The 15958-nt window shown below is 61.6% G+C and carries 16 protein-coding genes; 14 read left to right on the top strand and 2 right to left on the bottom strand.

The window, feature by feature from the left end; all coding sequences use genetic code 11:
- Position 1: 1 nt before the first annotated feature.
- Positions 2-1330: a lipase family protein gene (locus tag H351_RS05610; protein WP_029256490.1), complete on the bottom strand. Its 1329-nt coding sequence runs from the start codon at positions 1328-1330 to the stop codon at positions 2-4.
- 156 nt (positions 1331-1486) lie between these two features.
- On the opposite strand from H351_RS05610, the gene H351_RS05605 reads away from it, so the two are divergent.
- From H351_RS05605 to H351_RS05595, 3 genes are read left to right on the top strand one after another with little or no spacing between them, the layout of a single operon-like run.
- Positions 1487-2236 carry a succinate dehydrogenase cytochrome b subunit gene (locus tag H351_RS05605; RefSeq protein WP_029256491.1) on the top strand — a complete coding sequence of 250 codons (750 nt, stop codon included), beginning with the start codon at positions 1487-1489 and terminating at the stop codon, positions 2234-2236.
- Entirely contained in the window at positions 2237-4189 is a 1953-nt protein-coding gene (locus tag H351_RS05600; protein ID WP_020909462.1) for a fumarate reductase/succinate dehydrogenase flavoprotein subunit, read from the top strand. It begins immediately after the preceding gene.
- Positions 4186-4935, top strand: a complete 750-nt coding sequence (locus H351_RS05595) for a succinate dehydrogenase/fumarate reductase iron-sulfur subunit (RefSeq protein WP_020909463.1) — start codon at positions 4186-4188, stop codon at positions 4933-4935. Before H351_RS05600 ends, H351_RS05595 begins: the two co-directional genes overlap by 4 nt.
- Positions 4936-4938: 3 nt before the next feature.
- Here the strand turns inward: H351_RS05595 and H351_RS05590 are convergent, their stop codons facing one another.
- On the bottom strand, positions 4939-6465 hold the full coding sequence (locus tag H351_RS05590) for an anion permease (protein ID WP_029256492.1): 1527 nt from the start codon (positions 6463-6465) through the stop codon (positions 4939-4941).
- 593 nt (positions 6466-7058) lie between these two features.
- On the opposite strand from H351_RS05590, the gene H351_RS32760 reads away from it, so the two are divergent.
- From H351_RS32760 to H351_RS05535, 11 genes are all read left to right on the top strand, one after another.
- Positions 7059-7427 (top strand): transglycosylase family protein, encoded by a 369-nt coding sequence (locus tag H351_RS32760; protein WP_276328034.1) that lies wholly within the window; start codon positions 7059-7061, stop codon positions 7425-7427.
- A 266-nt stretch (positions 7428-7693) separates the two neighbouring features.
- A complete protein-coding gene (gene lepB / locus H351_RS05580; protein ID WP_029256493.1) occupies positions 7694-8428 on the top strand; it encodes a signal peptidase I in 735 nt (244 codons plus the stop codon).
- 106 nt (positions 8429-8534) lie between these two features.
- Positions 8535-8888 (top strand): VOC family protein, encoded by a 354-nt coding sequence (locus tag H351_RS05575; protein ID WP_020971115.1) that lies wholly within the window; start codon positions 8535-8537, stop codon positions 8886-8888.
- A 54-nt stretch (positions 8889-8942) separates the two neighbouring features.
- A complete protein-coding gene (locus H351_RS05570) occupies positions 8943-9992 on the top strand; it encodes a saccharopine dehydrogenase family protein (RefSeq protein ID WP_029256494.1) in 1050 nt (349 codons plus the stop codon).
- Positions 9989-10573: a TetR family transcriptional regulator gene (locus H351_RS05565; RefSeq protein ID WP_019745748.1), complete on the top strand. Its 585-nt coding sequence runs from the start codon at positions 9989-9991 to the stop codon at positions 10571-10573. Before H351_RS05570 ends, H351_RS05565 begins: the two co-directional genes overlap by 4 nt.
- Positions 10574-10594: 21 nt before the next feature.
- Positions 10595-11221 carry an SMI1/KNR4 family protein gene (locus H351_RS05560; protein WP_029256495.1) on the top strand — a complete coding sequence of 209 codons (627 nt, stop codon included), beginning with the start codon at positions 10595-10597 and terminating at the stop codon, positions 11219-11221.
- Positions 11218-12318 carry a galactose-1-phosphate uridylyltransferase gene (gene galT / locus H351_RS05555; protein ID WP_029256496.1) on the top strand — a complete coding sequence of 367 codons (1101 nt, stop codon included), beginning with the start codon at positions 11218-11220 and terminating at the stop codon, positions 12316-12318. The genes H351_RS05560 and galT overlap by 4 nt, the downstream gene beginning before the upstream one ends.
- Positions 12318-13448, top strand: coding sequence for a galactokinase (gene galK, locus H351_RS05550; protein ID WP_029256497.1), 1131 nt, complete (start codon positions 12318-12320; stop codon positions 13446-13448). Before galT ends, galK begins: the two co-directional genes overlap by 1 nt.
- 118 nt (positions 13449-13566) lie before the next feature.
- The gene (locus H351_RS05545) at positions 13567-14016 is read left to right on the top strand and encodes an RrF2 family transcriptional regulator (RefSeq protein WP_003943059.1); all 450 of its coding nucleotides are present in this window, start codon (positions 13567-13569) and stop codon (positions 14014-14016) included.
- Between the two features lie 31 nt (positions 14017-14047).
- Positions 14048-15241 carry a globin domain-containing protein gene (locus H351_RS05540; RefSeq protein WP_020971120.1) on the top strand — a complete coding sequence of 398 codons (1194 nt, stop codon included), beginning with the start codon at positions 14048-14050 and terminating at the stop codon, positions 15239-15241.
- A gap of 92 nt (positions 15242-15333) precedes the next feature.
- A complete protein-coding gene (locus H351_RS05535; protein WP_029256498.1) occupies positions 15334-15957 on the top strand; it encodes a LysE family translocator in 624 nt (207 codons plus the stop codon).
- Position 15958 lies beyond the last annotated feature (1 nt).

Here is a 15958-nt window from a genome sequence, read left to right as displayed (position 1 = left end):
CTCATTTCCCTTCGGCTTCGTCGAACGTCTTCGCCAGCCAGGCGATGTCCTGCATACCCAGCTGATCGGTCACCGTCTTGTACAGGTTGGTCACGTAATCGAGCGGCCCGCACTGCGACGGGAGCAGGTCCACGTCGCCGCCGTCTGCTCGATATGTCTGCGCCAATTGCTCTGCCTCACTGAAGGGAACGAGGAAGTCGTCCTCACAGGAAGAAATCAGAAGCTTCGAAGCCGGCGCCTGCTTTCCCAACGTGTTGTCCGCGTACGCCGCGGCCAGTGCCGGGATCGTTCGGGGCGCCGGGTTGGTGAGCAGGACGTCGAAGGGAACGAACGGGAGTCCGAGGTAGAGCGCCTGGCAGGACGCGCGGAATGCTGCGGCGACGTTGTGACCGATCGGAGTGAGATGATCGTCGAGCCGAACGTCGGGGTAGCCCGCGTCGAATCCGAGAATGCTCGAGAAGACGAAGCCGGAACCGATCCCACCGGCCGCCGTCTCCTCGAAGGTTGCCGGGTCGATCATCATCGCCTGGATGGCGCTGGCCTGCACGTTCAGTTCCGGCGCGTAGTCATGCGCCTGTTCCGCGGCAAAGCCCGCTGCGACACCGCCGCCGGCGACACCGTAGATGCCGACAGGGGTGTCTGATTCGAGGCCGGCGTCCGGAAGCGCGAGTGCTGCCCGAACGCCGTCGAGCGTTGCCTTGCCCGAGAACTGTCCGATCGAGAACGGATGGGGAGCAGTGTCGCCGTCGTTGCCGACGTCGCTCATCATCACTGCCCAGCCGTGACCGAACATCTGGGCCACCGGGCCGAGCGCCGAGAACATCGCCGGGTCGCTCTGATTGCCGCCGGTCCACTGGTGACTTGGTGCGCAGTTCGCCCCCAGGCTGTCGTTCGCTTCGGCATATCCGATGATCTTGCGATCGCCTGGCGCAGTTCCGTCCTCGGGGATCATCAGAATTCCGGTACTGATCACCTGGCGACCGAAGTGATCAGTGGTTGTGTACATGAGTTGGTGAGCCGAGACCACGTCCGGCCGAACCTGGTAGACCTGAACACTGACCTGACGCGCTTTGAGAAGAGTTCCGGGGGCGGTGCCGGGCTCGATTTCGGGCTCGTCGAACCACGGATCGTCGGACGAGAGCCCGAGTGGCGTCAATTCGGTAGAGATATCAGCGCCTTGAAGTGCCTTCACGACCAACGGGTTGAACACGTCGGCCAGGTCGACGGTCTCCTGCGCACCAGCCGGCGACCCCACCGCAAACAAGGCCACTGCCAGGGCCGATGCCGTTCCGGCGCGCCATGACCACCGTCGCCACGTCGAGTCAAACATCGTTCACAGGTTCCTTACTTTCGGGTAATGAGCACCCCTACACTCCCATTCACCTGCATTAACAGACAAGTCGGGCACCGATCCGTTGGCCGAAAACCTCGATCGGGCTTAGGCTGACGGCACCTGTCCGGCAAGTCTGGCGTGGGAGGTTTGTCTGTGAGTGCTCCGACCCGTGTATCGCGAGCTACCGGCGATTCACCTCGCGCTCGACCGCGGCCGTCCAATATCACGTGCAAAATTCTGATGGCCGTGACGGGACTGATCTTCGCCGCTTTCGTGCTCGTCCACATGATCGGAAACCTGAAGGTCTACACCGGGGCCGATCACTTCGACGACTACGCACACTGGCTTCGCACAGTCTTCGAACCGTTCCTGCCATACGAGGGACTTCTGTGGATTCTTCGCATCGTCTTGCTCGCGTCATTGGTCGCACACGTCTGGTGCGCCTGGTTGCTCACCGTCCGTGGCCGCCGCGCTCGAGGGGAGTTTCGACGTAAAAGCTTGGGAATCAAGTCCTTTACCGCGCGCACAATGCCCGTCACCGGAGCAGTGCTGCTGCTGTTCGTCATCTTCCACATACTCGACCTCACGACCGGAACCCGACCCATCGGCAGCGCCGAGTACGAAGCAGCCACGCGCACGCAGAGTTACGCATACGACAACCTGATCGCCAGCTTCGAGCGTCCACTGGTGGCGTCGTTCTACATCGTCGCGATGGCTCTGCTGGCAATGCATCTCGCGCACGGACTCTGGAGTGCGGTCAACGATCTCGGCGTGACCGGCCAACGGCTGCGCCAGATTGCCGTTGCACTCTCCGGAATCTTTGCGCTCGTCGTGATGGTCGGAAACATGTCGATCCCCATCGCGGTGATGACCGGCGTCATCTCGAAGACAGGAGCGTCATAAGTGAACAGCTTCGAACTCGACGATCTGCGCAGCATCGGGACGCCGGTGGACGGTAAGGTCCCAGCCGGCGATCCGGAGACAGCCTGGCCCACTCGCAAACTCGACTACAAGCTCGTCAGCCCGCTCAACCGGCGCAAGTTCACGGTCATCGTCGTCGGTACCGGACTCGCCGGCGCGGCCTGCGCCGCCTCACTTGGTGAACTGGGCTACCACGTCGAATCCTTCACCTTCCACGATGCACCGCGCCGTGCACACAGCGTCGCCGCGCAGGGCGGCATCAACGCCGCTCGTGCCCGAAAGGTGGACAACGACAGTCTCGCCCGCTTCGTGAAGGACACCGTCAAGGGCGGCGATTTCCGCGGCCGCGAGGCCGACTGCTTCCGACTCGCAGAGGAATCCGTACGCGTCATCGATCACATGAATGCCATCGGAGCACCGTTCGCCCGTGAGTACGGCGGCACTCTCGCTACCCGATCCTTCGGCGGCGTACAGGTGTCGCGCACGTACTACACGCGCGGGCAGACAGGCCAGCAGTTGCAGATAGCGTCGTCGCAGGCACTGCAACGTCAGATCGCAGCCGGAACGGTCAACCTCCACACCCGAACCGAGATGCTCGATCTCATCGTTTCGGACGGCCGAGCACAAGGGATAGTCACACGCGATCTCGTGACCGGTGAGATCGGCGCCACCACAGGCCATGCCGTCGTACTGGCCTCCGGTGGGTACGGCACCGTGTTCCACAAGTCCACACTTGCGAAGAACTCCAACGCCACCGCCGCATGGCGAGCGCACCGACGCGGCGCGCTGATTGCCTCACCCTCGTTCATCCAATTCCATCCGACGGCACTTCCCGTCAACTCCGAGTGGCAGTCGAAAACCATTCTGATGAGCGAATCACTACGCAACGACGGCCGGATCTGGGTACCGGCCAAGCCCGGGGACGATCGCGAACCAGGCGACATTCCCGAAAATGAGCGCGACTACTACCTCGAGCGCAAATATCCGGCGTTCGGGAACCTCTCTCCCCGCGACGTCTCTTCACGGGCCGCCCGCGAGCAGATCGACTCCGGTCACGGCGTCGGTCCTCTGAAAAACAGTGTGTACCTGGATTTCCGCGACGCATTGGCACGGCTCGGCCGCAAGACCATCGAGGAGCGGTACGGAAATCTGTTCTCGATGTATCGCGATGCCACCAGCGAAGACCCCTATACGGTGCCGATGCGCATCGCCCCCGGAGCCCACTTCACCATGGGAGGACTGTGGAACGACTACGACCAGATGACTTCCATCCCCGGCTTGTTCGTCGGCGGTGAGGCAGGGTGGGGATATCACGGGGCCAACCGCCTCGGCGCCAATTCGTTGCTCTCGGCATGCGTTGACGGCTGGTTCACCCTCCCGTACGCGATTCCGAATTATCTTGCGCCGCTACTCGGATCAGCACCTCTCGAGCTTTCCGATCCCGCAGTGACGTCGACGCTCAGTGACGTGAGCGGTCGGGTGGACCTGCTGCTCTCGGTCGGCGGAACACATGGCCCCGACAGGTTTCATCGACAACTGGGCGAGATCCTCTATGCGGGTTGCGGTGTCACCCGAACGGCCGAAGGCTTGACCAAGGCCATCTCCGAAATCCGAGCATTACGAGGCGATTTCTGGTCGAACCTACGAGTCGCCGGCAGCGGAAACCAGTTCAACCAGGAGCTGGAAAGGGCCGGCAGGGTAGCCGATTTCCTCGAACTCGCCGAACTGATGTGCGTCGATGCTCTCGATCGTGACGAGTCCTGTGGAGCGCACTTTCGGGCCGAACATCAAACTCCCGACGGCGAAGCACAGCGAAACGATAAGGACTGGTGCTTCGTCTCCGCGTGGGAAACCGCCAAGGACGGCAGACACATTCGACACGACGAGCCGTTGTCCTTCACCGCTGTTCCACTGCAGACGAGGAACTACGTATGAAAATCACCGTGGACGTGTGGCGCCAATCCGGACCGGACTCGTCCGGTGCATTCGACACCTACCAAGTAAACGACGCGACAGTGGAGATGTCACTGCTGGAACTTCTCGACCGACTCAACGACCAACTCGTGGAGAGCGGCAACGAACCCATCGCCTTCGATTCCGACTGCCGAGAAGGGATCTGTGGGTCCTGTGGCATCACGGTCGACGACGTTCCCCATGGGCCTGTCGCGAACACTCCCACGTGCCGTCAGCACCTGCGCAGCTTCTCCGACGGCGACCGAATCAAACTGGAACCGTTCCGCTCCGCCGCTTTTCCGGTGGTCCGCGACCTCGTGGTCGATCGTTCGGCTCTCGACCGGGTCCTCGAAGCCGGTGGCTATGTATCGGTCAATGCGGGAACTGCACCGGACGCGGACAGTCAGCCACTCTCGCATCAAAGTGCCGAAGCTGCACTGGACTTCGCCGCGTGCATCGGCTGCGGCGCTTGCGTGGCAGCCTGCCCCAACGGTGCCGCGCACCTCTTCACCGGGTCCAAACTGACCCACCTGTCCCTCGTCACGCAGGGCCGCAACGAACGTGGCAAGCGGGCCCGAGCGATGTCGCACCAGATGGAGGCCGATTTCGGGCCGTGCTCGACCTACGGTGAATGTGCAGAGGTGTGTCCCGCGGAGATACCGCTGACCGCGATTGCCGCTGTCAACAAGGAATCGATGCGATTCGGATTGCGGCGCAAGGACAACTGATCGTCACCAGGCGCCGATCAGCTTCATCCACGCGCCGCCGATGATCGTCCAGATCAGGATGATCACGACGCTCATCACGAAACCGATTCGGAACCATTCCGAGGTCTTGATGTATCCGGAACCGTAAATCACTCCGGCCGGACCGGACGCGTAGTGCGAGATACCGCCGAACAGGCTGCCGATGAAGCCGAATACCAGGGCTGAGAACAGCGGCGGTGCACCGGTTGCCACCGCCGCGCCGAGAAACACCGCGTACATCGCGACGATCTGCGCGGTGTTCGACGCAAACAGATAGTGCGCGTAGAAGTACACCAAGGTCAGGATCGCAAAAGCCCAGATCCACGGCAAACCGTCGACACTCGAGGAGACCTGGGTTCCGATCCACGAGATCACGCCGAGTTCTTCGAGATGGCTTGCCATGCCGACCAGAACGGCAAAGAACACGAGCGTCTGCCACGCCCCGGTGTCGTACACCAGGTTGTTCCACGTCAGCACCTTGGTCACCAACAGGATGCCGATTCCGACAAATGCTGTTGTAGTGGCATTGACGTTGAGCTGCGAGCCCAGGCACCAGAGCACCAGCAGCAGAACGAAGGTGGCGGCCATGATCTTCTCGTTGCGGCTGATCGGGCCTGCCTTGCGCAGTTCCTCCCTGGCTTGCTCGGGTGCTTTCGGAGTCTTCAACATCGTGGGCGGGAAGATCTTCGACATCACCCACGGGATCGCGATGAGACTCGCAATTCCCGGAACCGATGCTGCCAGCGCCCATTTGCCCCACGAGATGTCGATGCCGATCTTGGCAGCCGCATCGACGGCGACGGGGTTACCCGCCATGGCGGTGATGAACATCGCGGAGGTCACGACGTTGACTTGCAGCGACGTGAGCAGCAGATATGCTCCGAGCTTCTTGCGAGAGTCCTCGGGCTCGGGATTGGAGTCCTCCAACTTACTCAGTGAGACGATGATCGGATAGACGACGCCACCGGCGCGGGCGGTGTTCGACGGTGTCGCCGGAGCAAGTATCAAGTCCGTCAACGCCATTCCGTACGACAATCCGAGGCTCGACTTGCCGAGTTTGGTCACGAACATGAGTGCAACCCGTTTGCCGAGCCCAGTGACCAGAAAGCCCTCGGCGATGAAGAACGACGCGACGATCAGCCAGATCGTGGTGTTACTGAAGCCGGACAACGCTTCTGTCGGCGTCTCGGTCTGGGTGATCATGGCGGTCGACAGGCCCACCAGCGCCACCGAACCCGTCGGCAGGGGTTGCAAAATCAACGCCACGATGGTTCCGACGAAGATTCCGAGCATGTGCATGCCCTTGGGGTCCACACCGTCCGGAACCGGCATGAAAAAGATGATCAAGCCGAGGATGACGGGCACCGCAGCCGGGTAGTACCGCCTGAGCACCGATTGTTTCGACGGCTCCGTCGGCGGTGTGTTGGCCGGCGGTGTGTTGGCCGGCGGTGTCTTGGCCGGCGGTGTCGTTCCAGCGAGAGACTCGGTGCTTTCGGATTTGGCCTCGGACATGTACATCTCCTCGACTTCTCGCCCCAGGTGATCGCCCCAGATCATTGTCCCCCAAACGTCCGGTTTTCGTGCGGTCAATCGAAGGTCGAGAGAATGCCCTCCTGCGGTATCCGATTCTCTGGATTCCGCAGGAGGGCTCATCCCGGGGCGCAGACAGCGGCCCGGGGCGCGACACATCTCCCTCATAAGGGTGCGCCAATCGATCAACAGGAGGCGCCGGCGTGCCGCAAGCTTGAATCTCGAAGAGATCCTGTTTCGGTGTTGTTTCAGCATGCCAATCGGTGCTCGTCTGCACATGGGTCGAATGGCCTGTTCAACTACCTGTTTCCGCTCAGCACCGAGTACACCGACGTTTTGTGTCGGTCCACAAAACAGGTATGTAACCGGGTAATTGAGCCGTTGTCGGCAAGCGTGTGAGACCGCGAATCTAGTCACGCCTCCGAACTGCAATCTGGAGACGAGGCCTTCACAGTCTGTCCACCTCAATCACATTTCAGCACTGACGATTTCGTCTACCGCGACATGCAGCAGAACACTCGAGCCGCACGCCGAGCCGAGATCCCTGTCCCGTCAGACCGATCAAGGAAAATATCATGGGAAACCACCGGAAAAACAAACGTTCACACACCAAACGATTCGTCACGATAGCCGCAGGAGCAGGCGTTCTGACAATTGGCGGTGCAACCGTCAACACCGGCGTAGCCAGTGCGCACGACTGGTCGCAGGTGGCCATGTGCGAGAGTTCCGGCGACTGGAACATCAACACCGGCAACGGCTTCTACGGCGGACTTCAATTCACGCAGTCGACGTGGGATGCATACAAACCGGCAGGTGCACCGGCTCGCGCCGACTTGGCGTCGACAGCCGATCAAGTCGCGGCCGCGGAAGCAACCCTCAGCTCAAGGCATCGGCGCGTGGCCGGTATGTGGCGCTTACCTAGGTTGGGGCGGCACCACCCCTGATTCGACAACCTCGGCTCGATCGTCGGTAGGTTCAGCGGGCGACACGGTGACAGTCTCCGAGGGCGATACGTTGTTCAACCTTGCTGTTGCGAAAGGTATTCGTTGGCAAAATGTTTGGATCATGAATGCGTGGATTGCCGATCCCGACCAGATCCGTGTGGGTGATGTGATCCGATTCTGAAGCAAATCGGCCGACAAAGTAGACCCTCGAATCGAGAACGTCGGTATCGGGCCGCCGACTGGTTGCGCCATCTATTGTCGGGAATGTGACGGAATCCGACGCCCACGAAGACTCGACTGAACCGACGACGGCTGATCACCCGAGAAAACGTCCACTGTGGCGTGAGATTCTCATCCTCGTTGTCGTCGCACTTGTCCTGAGTGTTGTCATCCAGAACTTCGTCGGACGCATATTTCTGATCCCGTCGGAGTCCATGGAACCGACGCTTCACGGATGCACTGGCTGCACCGGAGACAAGATTTTCGTCGACAGAATCAGCTATAGATTCGGGGATCCACAGCCTGGGGATGTGGTCGTGTTCAAGGGACCCGAATCCTGGAACGACGAGTATCAATCCATTCGATCGGACAACTCGGTGGTCCGGGCACTTCAAGGACTCGGATCCATGGTCGGTTTGGTCCCGCCGGACGAGAACGATCTCGTGAAGCGGGTAGTCGCGGTCGGTGGGCAAACCGTGCAGTGCCTGTCCGAGGAAGAGGGGCTTCGAGTGAACGACAAGCCGCTGACCGAGCCGTACATCGACAATCGCATCTCAGGTAACGGTATCCCCTGTCAGGGAATATATTTCGGGCCGGTCACGGTTCCCGACGGGAACCTGTGGGTGATGGGTGACAATCGCGGCGACTCCAAAGACTCACGATTCCATCTCGATGACGAACTGAGCGGAACGGTTCCGATCGACAATGTCATCGGCAAGGTTCAATTGATCGTCCTTCCCTTCTCCCGGTTGGGAACTGTGAGCTCGTTCGATCCGCAGTGACAAATCGAATCAGCCAGGTAGCCCGCATCTTCGGACGGCGCAGTCGACATGACTCCGCTTTCGGACGATCATCGAGCACATCTGTTGCCGAGGGTAGGAGAACCACATGCGTGCACGACGCATCACCGCCAATCTCAAAGTCGCCGATGTCGGAGCCGCCAAGAGTTTCTACTCCGACTATCTCGGCCTGAGCACCGAAGAGTTCAACATGGGGTGGGTCGCTCGCTACACCTCTCCCGACACCGGCGCGAACGTACAACTCGTCACGCACGACGCCACTGCAGCCGAGGACTCGGTCATCTCCGTCCACACGGACGACGTCGACGGCGCCTACGAAGAGGCCCGAAGACTCGGCTACGAAATCGTGCACCCCATTACGACCGAAGAGTGGGGTGTTCGCCGATTCCTCGTCCGGGCACCCGACGGCAACGTCGTCAACATCGTGCGACACCGGGACTGAGCACTGGAAAGACTCCATTCGACGTTTTAGGTCATTTGACCTAGAGTTGGGTGCATGACCGATTCATTGCAGTATTCAGCCGACGGCCCCATCCTCGTGGCAGGCGGATACGGAACCGTGGGCAGCGCCCTGACCGCCCTGCTCGCCCCCGACTTCCCACTACTCCTCACCGGACGCACCCCCGAGCGCGGCAACGAACTGGCCAGTCGTCACGGCGCTTCCGTCCGCCGCTGGGACCTCCTCGACCCGACGCCCTTCGACGCGTCCGTACGCGCGGTCGTGTCGACGGTCAACGATCCCCACGATCGTGTTCTGTCCGCCGCCGTCGAGGCCGGAGTTCCCTACGTGGACATCACCCGCTGGACAACCCGCGTCGCTCGCGCCGCCACTCTGGCGGGTCAGAAGTCGCCGAGCGCACCGGTGTACCTGTCGTCTGGATGGATGGGCGGAGTCACCAATATCGTCGCCGCAGCGCTGGCCGAGGAACTGGGTGGCGCGAGCACGATCGACGTCTCGATTCGCTACGACGTCAACGACATTGCCGGACTCGACTCCGTCGACTTCATTGATCGTCTCGGCCAGGATTTCGAGGTGATGCAGCAAGGAAACCCGATCACCGTCAGCCCGTTGACGGATACACGCTGGGTCGACTTCCCCGGATCGCGCACCAAGGTCGGAAGAATCGACACTCCGGAACAATTCACGTTCCCCATGACCCTGGGCGCCGAAACTGCCAGCACTCGAATAGGTTTCAGTTCGCATGCATCCACAACTGCGCTGCTCGCCGCCAAGAAGGTGGGTCTGTTCCGTTGGGGTCGCGGCGACCGCTTCACACCGCTACGACGCGGACTCCTGTACTCGCCTGGCAAGGGCGGGAGCGCGCAAGTACGCATCGACGTCACCGGCCCGAGCGGCACGACAAGCGCAACAATCGTCGACCCGCAGGGCCAAGCTCACCTCACCGCGGTGGGCGGCGCGCTTGCCGTCAGACAAGCTTTGGCGGACGATGCCCAGCCTGGAGTCACTTTCCCCGAGTCGCTTCTGAACCCGCGCCGCACCGTCTCCGAGTTGGAGAGCTTCGGGGTGGCAGTATTGCGGGCATGACCCCCTCCAAGGGCGCCGCCCGCGCGGAAGCACTTCTCGACGCAGCAGAACAGGTCCTCGCCACGCAGGGCAATGCCAACTCGGCGATGCGCGATTTCGCAGCCGCAGCCGGAGTGCGGGTGGGGCACCTGCAGCACTACTACCCCACCCGTGCAGATCTCATCCGCGCAGTCATGTCACGGGCATTGACCCGCTCACTGGATCGCCTTGCCGTCGTCACGGATACGGATCAGAGTCTTTCCCGTGAGGAATCCGAACACTTCATCGGAGTCCTGCTCGGAGAACAGGACGACCAGGCCACGGTGCGTCTGTACGTCGAAGTATGGGCCATTGCGGCGGCGGACCAAGAAGTGGCGGTCGTGGTTCGAGACTTCTACGCGCAGTACATCGCACACGTAGAGCGCGCTGTTGCGTGTGCACAACCGGATCTGGATGCGGCGGACCTGGGCGCGGCAGCGCAGACCATCGTGAGCCTGCTCGAGGGTTCCGCAATTCTCCGATCGGGAATCACCGGCCGAAAGTCCGAAGCTTCGGACCGAAAGCTCGTGGACACACTGCAGTACCTGATTCACGGGTCCTGACTCGGACGTATCGTAAAGCCCATGAGCGTTGCAAACGAATGGAGCCGAATCGAAGCGTGGTGCCGTACACACGCACCGGTGACGGCTGCAGCGTTTCAGCCAGGGCTCGGTGACGCCGTTGTCGAGGAATTCGAAGCGTCGACCGGCGTCACGTGGCCCCAGGAACTTCTCGAGCTGTATCGGGTGCACAACGGCAGCCTGACCCACGACGACCGGACCGGGCTCTTTCTCGGCAGCGTGCTTCCCGACAAGTTCTTCTACCCCATCGACGTCGCAACCGAAGTTCGTCTCACTCTGCTCGAAACGTGGGACGAGACGATCTACGAGAATCCTGACCTCTACGCCGAGGACGAGATGGATCGACACGATCAACGCGACGCAGGCACTGCCGCAACCATGTTCATCCCCTCGTTCGTTCCCTTTGCCGGGCTGGACGAGTACCACTACTTCGTGGACACACGCAACGGCGCACTCCATCATTGCGTGACCGAGTATGCGTCGGACGCCACTGACAACGGCGGTCCGATCTGGGCGTCCATCTCGGTCATGTTGGGCGCCCATGCCGCAGCCTTGGAAACAGGATCCACGATCGGAGTGTGGAAACCCGTTGTCAGCAAGGGTGTTCTGGAATGGGAAGTCGACGCATGACACCCAAGCAGGATCCGACCCGTCGCACCCTCGCCGACGGGCGTCAGATCTTCTACTTCGACGATGCCGGCCGTACCCGCGCCCACTCTGCGCGAGATTCCCGCGAATTGCCGGCTCTCGACCACTCGTCTCGGATGAGGTTCGACGTTCTCATCGGGGAGTGGATCACCATGGCTTCGCATCGCATGACACGGACACATCTCCCCTCCGCCGCCGAATGCCCGTTGTGCCCGACCAACGAAACACGCACGCCCACAGAGATACCCGACGGAGACTACGACGTCGCGGTGTTCGAGAATCGGTTTCCGAGCTTTGCCGCGGCGCCCGAGGAAGCCATTGACGGTCCCGGAGACGGTGTGGGCGATCGCCCAGCTGTCGGCCACTGCGAAGTGATGTGTTTCTCGAGCGATCACACGGCGTCCGTCGGCGAGCTTCCACTCGAACGCATGCGCACGATTGTGGGTGCATGGATTTCTCGGACCGAAGAGTTGTCGGCGGATCCGGTTGTGGAACAGGTGTTCTGCTTCGAGAACCGCGGCGAAGAAATCGGGGTGACACTCACCCATCCGCACGGACAGATCTACGCATACCCGTATGTCACGTCACGCACCCGATCCATGTTGACGCAGGCGGACAAACACTTCGAGCGCACCGGTCGCTCACTGCTCGCCGATGTTCTGGCGTTCGAACGCGAGGACGGGGCCCGGTTGATCTACGACGGCGATCACTGGAGCGCCTACGTCCCGACCGCCGCTCGATGGCCCATCGAAATTCACCTGGCACCGCACCGAGACGTCCCGGACCTTCCCTCGTTGAACGACCAAGAGCGCGAAGAGCTTGCGGTCGTTTACCAAGATCTCCTGCGCCGTATCGATCGCTTCTATCCGGGCGTCGATCGGGTACCGTACATCGCGGCCTGGCACCAAGCTCCCGTCCGCATCGACCGACCTCTGGGTCGACTGCATCTTCAGCTGTTCTCGATCTTGCGCGCACCAGGCAAGCTCAAATACCTCGCCGGGTCCGAGTCCGCCATGGGCGCCTGGGTGAACGACACCATTCCTGAGGCAGTCGCGGCCCGCCTACGGGAGTTGAAATAGTGGATACCGTCTCGAAACCATTTGTGCTCCAACAGTTTCACGACGCCTATGACTATCCGGCAACCGGAGCCTGGGCGGCACCCGGTCGAGTCAACCTGATCGGTGAACACACGGACTACAACGGTGGATTGTGCCTACCGGTCGCTCTCGAGCAGCGAACGCTGGTTGCCGTCGCACTGCGCAGCGACGGGGTCGTCCGCGTGCACAGCCGGCAGTCCGACGAGACATACACCGGGCCCCTCGGCGACATCGCAGCAGGATGGGCCGCCTACCCCACAGCCGTTCTGTGGTCGCTTGCGCGCCGAGGCCTCCCGCTCGGAGGAATCGATCTGGCAGTCGACTCGTCGGTACCGGTCGGGGCCGGGCTGTCGAGTTCCGCTGCCCTCACCTGTTCGGTTGCGTTGGCCGTCAATGAACTTCACGATTCACCATTCACCCGCGATGAACTGGTACAGGTGTGCATCCAGGCGGAGAACGACGGCGTCGGCGCACCGACGGGTGGGATGGATCAAACCATTGCCCTCTTTGCCCGACCCTCGACTGCGCTCCTGTTGGACTGCCTGGACGGATCCACCGAACCCATCCCTTTCGAACTCCACGGTGCGGGGTACGAACTGATCGTCATCGACACTCGGGTCAAACACTCGCTCGCAGACGGACAGTACGGGTTGCGACGCTCTCAATGCGTCGATGCAGCAGCAGCTATCGGCGTCGGCAGCTTGCGAGAGGCTACTGCAGACCAAGCCGAGACAGTGCGAGACCCGATCCTCCGGGCGCGGGCACGGCACGTCGTGACCGAGATCGAACGGACACGGAAGACCGCAGAGCTTCTGCGCCGCAACAGATTCAGCGACATCGGCGAGCTTTTCGACAACTCCCACGCGTCGTTGCGCGACGACTTCGAGGTCTCGTGTGAAGAACTCGACGTCGCCGTTGCCGCAGCACGACGCGGCGGCGCGATCGGTGCGCGGATGACCGGCGGCGGATTCGGAGGTTCGGCCATCGCATTGGTTCCGGAAGGAAGTCATGCGGAGGTCATCGCGTCGGTGAGCCGCGACTTTGCGGCGCGAGGTTGGCGAGCACCCCATTTTCTCGGCGTCGTTGCCGGGGGTTCGGCCGCCCGACTCTGAGCGAACGGCACGTTCAGCGCACTGGAGGCGCCGAACGTACCGTTCGCCCTGGTTGGGACCCTCGAGATCCCCCTCACATAAATAGTCATCTCAGATGCGAATTATGTAGGTTCAGATCATGCAACTGACGCAGTTCACCGACCTGGGATTGCGCGTCGTCATGCGGTTGGCCGTACTCGACGCGGATGCCTCCCCCAGTACCCGGGATGTTGCGCAGCAGCTCAACGTGTCGTACTCCCATGCCACCAAGGTGGTTACACGGCTCGGTGAGCTTGGCATCGTCACAACCAGGCGTGGTCGCGGCGGTGGGCTTTCCATCACCGAACTCGGCCGCACCGCCACCATCGGCTGGCTGGCCAGACGCCTCGAAGGCCCGGGTGAAGTCGTCGACTGCGAAGGCGACAAACCGTGCCCACTTCGCGGCGGCTGCCTCCTTCGGAGCGCTTTGCGCGAAGCACAGGAAGCGTTTTTCGTTTCACTCGACGCGGTCACGATCGAAGACGTCATCCGGCAGCCGTCCAAAACTGTCCTGCTACGCCTCACCACCCGGAGCGACGAAGCAGGCTGATCAATCGAATTTCGACCGAACGGAGCAGCTCATGCTTTCCCCACAGTCAACCGAGGTCATTCGCGCCACCCTTCCCGTGGTCGGCGCCGCCATCGGCGATATCACAACCCTGTTCTACCGCAAGATGTTCGACGCACATCCTGAACTCGAACGTGATTTGTTCAATCGCGGCAATCAGAAACAGGGCGAACAGCAGAAGGCTCTCGCCGGCGCCATCGCGGCATTCGCGACGCTTCAGCTCGAGCCGGACAGCGCCAAGGTCGATCTCATACTCTCACGTATCGCGCACAAGCATGCGTCGCTGGGAATCACGCCCGACCAGTACGCAATCGTGCACGAACACCTCTTTGCCGCGATCGTCGAAATACTAGGCGATGCAGTCACTCCCGACGTCGCAGCAGCCTGGGACGAGGTCTACTGGCTGATGGCGGAAACCCTCATCACGATGGAGCGTGGCCTCTACCAACTCGCCGGCGTCGACGCCGGTGACGTCTGGCGCACGGTCAGGATCAGCGAACGAGTTCTTCAGTCCGCCGATACTGTCTCACTGACGCTCACTTCGCTAGACGGCAGTGCACTCCCCACTTTCGCGCCCGGACAGTATCTTTCGGTCGGGGTTACGCTGCCCGACGGCGCTCGCCAGATCCGCCAATACAGCCTGTGTTCGATACCGAGCAGCGCAGACTGGCGGATCAGCGTCAAGCGAATCTCCGGTACTCCTGATGGCGAAGTGTCGAACTTCCTCTACAACAACGTATTCGAAGGTCAGGAACTCTCCGTCACCACGCCTTTCGGTGATCTCACCATGCCGGATGACAACTCACCTCTTCTACTCGCGTCGGCCGGAATCGGTTGCACACCGATGATCGGGATGCTCAATCATCTCGTGGACACCGGCGCCGAGCGTTCGGTCTCTGTCATTCATGCGGATCGATCCATCGCCGATCATGCGCACCGAGCAGAACTCAGCACACTCGTCGACAAGATTCCCGCCGCAACTTTGCATCGTTGGTACGAGGATCTCGGCACGCACGTGGCGTTCGGATCGGTTCACGAAGGACGGGCGGATTTGCAAGACATTGCAGTGGAGCCCGATACCCAAGCCTTCCTCTGCGGGCCGATGCCGTTCATGTTGGCGATGCGCGCATCGTTGCTCGAACGGGACGTCCCGGCGCAGAATATCCACTACGAGGTCTTCGGGCCCGACAGCTGGGCCAACACCTGAGCGGACCACTGCCTGCGAACTGGACCTTGGCGCGCCACGGTAATCCCTTGTGTACTCGACGAAACATACGTACCGAGTAGTGGGAGACCGACATGATCACGTCAGCGTCGATGACGGGAGTCGCGCTGATAGCCCTGGCGATGGTTCTGACACCGGGCCCCAACATGATCTACCTGGTGTCACGCAGCATCAGCCAGGGCCGCCGGGCAGGCTTGATCTCGCTCGGCGGAGTCGCAACCGGTTTCCTGGTCTACCTCGCCGCCACGTGCGCTGGACTGACAGCGGTTCTCTTCGCCGTACCCACGGTGTTCACCGCGGTGAAAATCGGCGGCGCCCTGTATCTGGCCTATCTCGCCTGGTCGACCCTTCGACCAGGTGGGAAGTCCGCCTTCGAGGTGGGCGAAGTCGACCGCCACGGTAGCCGCCGTCTGTTCGGGATGGGGTTGACCACCAATCTGCTCAATCCCAAGATTGCACTGATGTACGCGGCCCTGATCCCCCAGTTCGTCGATCCCACTGCGGGCCCGGTCTGGCAACAGGCACTCGTACTCGGCGGCGTGCAGATCCTGGTCGCAGTCACTGTCAACGCGTTGATCGTGTGCTGTGCGGCGGCCGTGTCGACCTTCCTCGTGGCACGTCCGGTATGGATGCGGGCGCAGAAGTGGCTTGCTGGTGGCATTCTCGGAATCTTCGCCACCCGCATGGCCCTGGAGTAGT

It is taken from the genome of Rhodococcus erythropolis R138 (assembly GCF_000696675.2).
Lineage (GTDB): Bacteria > Actinomycetota > Actinomycetes > Mycobacteriales > Mycobacteriaceae > Rhodococcus_F > Rhodococcus_F erythropolis.
The sequence above is the reverse complement of the archived record's forward strand: the minus strand, read 5'-3'. Positions and strand labels throughout refer to the sequence as shown.